Here is a 2,957-nt window from a genome sequence, read left to right on the forward strand (position 1 = left end):
GAATCGCGCCATTCATCGCGCGCGGCGTGCAGCGCGCGGACGATGTCGCCTACTTCGAAATTGGCCATGGCTTTCTCTCCGGGCGTTTTGTACATCACACTGTAGAAGCCCGCGGCCGATGTGCCAAGAACTGAAAACCCGGCTGCTGCAAGCGGAAAAACCCCGGCGCCAACACGGCGCCGGGTTGTTCGCAAGCTTGAGGGTCCGTCAAAGCTTCGCGATCGAAACCTCCGTCGACTTCACGAGCGCGACCACGTCGGAGCCCACCTTGAGCTGCAGCTCGTCGACCGAGCGCGTGGTGATGACCGAGGTCACGATGCCCCAGGCGGTTTCGACGTCGACTTCGGAGACGACGTCGCCGCGGATGATTTCGCGGACCTTGCCCTTGAACTGGTTGCGGACATTGATGGCTTGGATGGACATGGTGTTTCTTTCTCTTTGAGGTTGAAGGAAGGGTTCTGGCATGAGGAACAGGGGCAAGGCGCTCACCCCGCGGCAGCCAGCGCCTGGTCGAGGTCGGCGATGAGGTCGTCGATGTGCTCGATGCCGACCGACAGGCGCACGGTGTCTTCCGTGACGCCGGCCCGCGCCAGCTCTTGGGGCGAGAGCTGCCGGTGCGTGGTGGAGGCCGGGTGCGTGGCGAGCGAGCGCACGTCGCCGATGTTCACGAGCCGCGTGAAGAGCTTGAGCGCATCGAGAAACTTCGCCCCGCCCTCGCGGCCGGCGCCGATGCCGAAGGTCAGCACGCCACTGGACCGGCCGCCGAAGTACTTCTTTGCCAATGCGTGGTCGGGATGGTCCTCGAGCGCCGCGTAGTTGACCCAGTTGACGGCCTTGTGCGTCTTCAGGTGCTGGGCCACCGAAAGCGCATTGCTGCTGATGCGGTCCATGCGCAGCGCCAGCGTCTCGATGCCCTGCAAGATCAGGAAGGCGTTGAACGGCGAGATCGCCGCGCCCGTGTTGCGCAGCGGCACCACGCGCGCGCGGCCGATGTAGGCGGCCGGGCCCAGCGCCTCGGTGTAGACCACGCCGTGGTAGCTCACGTCGGGCTCGTTCAGGCGCCGGAAGCGCTGCTTGTGTTCGGCCCACGGGAACTTGCCCGAATCGACGATGGCGCCGCCGATGCTGGTGCCGTGGCCGCCCAGGTACTTGGWGAGCGAGTGCACCACGATGTCGGCGCCATGCTCGATGGGCCGGCTCAGGTACGGCGAAGGCACGGTGTTRTCCACGATCAGCGGCACGCCGTGGCGGTGCGCGATCTCGGCGATGGCCGCGATGTCGGTCACGTTGCCGGCCGGGTTGCCGAGCGATTCGACGAACACCGCCTTGGTCTTCTCGTCGAACAGCTTCTCGAAGCTTGCGGGATCGCGGTGGTCCGCGAAGCGCGTGGTGATGCCGAACTGCGGCAGCGTGTGCGCGAACAGGTTGTAGGTGCCGCCGTACAGCGCGGTGCTGCTGACGATGTTGTCGCCCGCCTCGGCAATGGTCTGGATCGCATAGGTCACGGCCGCCTGGCCGGAGGCCAGCGCCAGCGCCGCGATGCCGCCCTCGAGCGCGGCCACGCGCTGTTCGAGCACGTCCTGCGTCGGGTTGTTGATGCGGGTGTAGATGTTGCCCGGCACCTTCAGGTCGAACAGGTCGGCGCCGTGCTGCGCGCTGTCGAAGGCATAGGCCACCGTTTGATAGATGGGCGGTGCCACGGCGCGCGTGGTCGGCTCGGGCGAGTAGCCGGCGTGCACCGACAGGGTTTCGAATTTCCAGTTCTGCGACATGCGACTGCCTTTCTTTTTTGTGGATGAACGGTGGATTCAGATCGCCCAGCGCAGCGTGTGCGCCGAGGGCTGCAGCCAGTTGGCGTCCGTGGCGGCGGATTCGGTGTCTTCGGGCTTCTGCAGCACGCGGTCGAGGATGCGTTTCTCGATGGCTGCGAACGCCGGGTCGCCCTGCGAGCGCGGCCTGGCGAGCGCAATGTTCTCGTCGAGTGCAATGCGCCCGTCCTCGATCAGGATCACGCGGTCTGCAAGCGCCACGGCCTCCTGCACGTCATGCGTCACCAAGAGCGCGGTGAAGCGGTGGCGCTGCCACAGGTTCTCGATGAGGCGATGCATCTCGATGCGCGTGAGCGCGTCCAGCGCGCCCAGCGGCTCGTCGAGCAGCAGCAGCCGCGGGTGATGCACCAGTGCCCGTGCGAGCGCCACGCGCTGGCGCTGGCCGCCCGACAGGCGCGCCGGCCATTCGTTCTCGCGGTCGGCCAGGCCCACCTGCGCGAGCACCTCCTTGCCGCGCGCCTTGGCCTCGGCGGGCAGGCCGAGCGTCACGTTGTCGAGCACGCGGCGCCAGGGCAGGAGGCGCGCTTCCTGGAACATGATCCGGGTGTCGTCGTGCAGGCCGTCGATGGCCTTGCCGTCCGTGTAGAGCCCGCCGGCGCTGGCCTTCTCGAGCCCCGCAACCAGCCGCAGCAGCGTGCTCTTGCCGCAGCCGCTGCGCCCGACGATGGCGATGAACTGCCCCGGCTCGATGGCCAGCTGCGTGTTGCGCAGCACCTCGCGCTCGCCATAGCGCTTGTGCAGCCCGCGCGCCTCCAGGCGCACGCCGCCCGCAATGGCCAGCGGCCGTGTGTCTTTCAGAACAGCATTCATGATGATTTCAGGCCCGGTTGGAAGAGCGCCACGTCGAGCGCGTTGATCTTTCTAGGCAGCAGCTTTTCCGCGAAGAAGGCATCGGCGATGCGCTGCTGCTCGGCCAGCGCCTCGGCCACCACCGGACGCACCGTGTAGCTGCGGCGGGCGTTGGCCTGCTCGATGGTTGCCGCGTCCAGGCCCCATACGGGCGACAGCAGCGCCGCGGCTTCCTTCGGGTTCTGCTTGACCCATCGGCCGGTTCGCTCGAGCTCGGCATAGACCACGCGCAGCACATCGGGGCGCGCCTTCGCGAACTTGGTGCTGGCAAGGTAGTAG

3 protein-coding genes and 1 pseudogene are annotated in these 2,957 nt (G+C 67.1%); all 4 read right to left on the reverse strand.

Features of this window, described 5'->3' with window-relative positions:
• Positions 1–207: 207 nt before the first annotated feature.
• The gene (locus AC1DOC_RS27245) at positions 208–423 is read right to left on the reverse strand and encodes a TOBE domain-containing protein (RefSeq protein WP_007829250.1); all 216 of its coding nucleotides are present in this window, start codon (positions 421–423) and stop codon (positions 208–210) included.
• A 62-nt stretch (positions 424–485) separates the two neighbouring features.
• Positions 486–1,772: an O-acetylhomoserine aminocarboxypropyltransferase/cysteine synthase family protein gene (locus tag AC1DOC_RS27250; protein ID WP_478130879.1), complete on the reverse strand. Its 1,287-nt coding sequence runs from the start codon at positions 1,770–1,772 to the stop codon at positions 486–488.
• Between the two features lie 36 nt (positions 1,773–1,808).
• Positions 1,809–2,639, reverse strand: coding sequence for an ATP-binding cassette domain-containing protein (locus tag AC1DOC_RS27255; protein ID WP_307592681.1), 831 nt, complete (start codon positions 2,637–2,639; stop codon positions 1,809–1,811).
• A pseudogene (locus AC1DOC_RS27260) lies at positions 2,636–2,957 on the reverse strand (aliphatic sulfonate ABC transporter substrate-binding protein); the annotation flags it as partial. The pseudogene AC1DOC_RS27260 and the gene AC1DOC_RS27255, both read right to left, overlap by 4 nt.

The organism is Variovorax sp. 01T439_2, assembly GCF_056398445.1.

Coding starts and splice junctions, on each gene's coding strand:
- AC1DOC_RS27245 (WP_007829250.1), bottom strand. CDS start 423: ATGTCCATCCAAGCCATCAATGTCCGCAACCAGTTCAAGGGCAAGGTC.
- AC1DOC_RS27255 (WP_307592681.1), bottom strand. CDS start 2,639: ATGAATGCTGTTCTGAAAGACACACGGCCGCTGGCCATTGCGGGCGGC.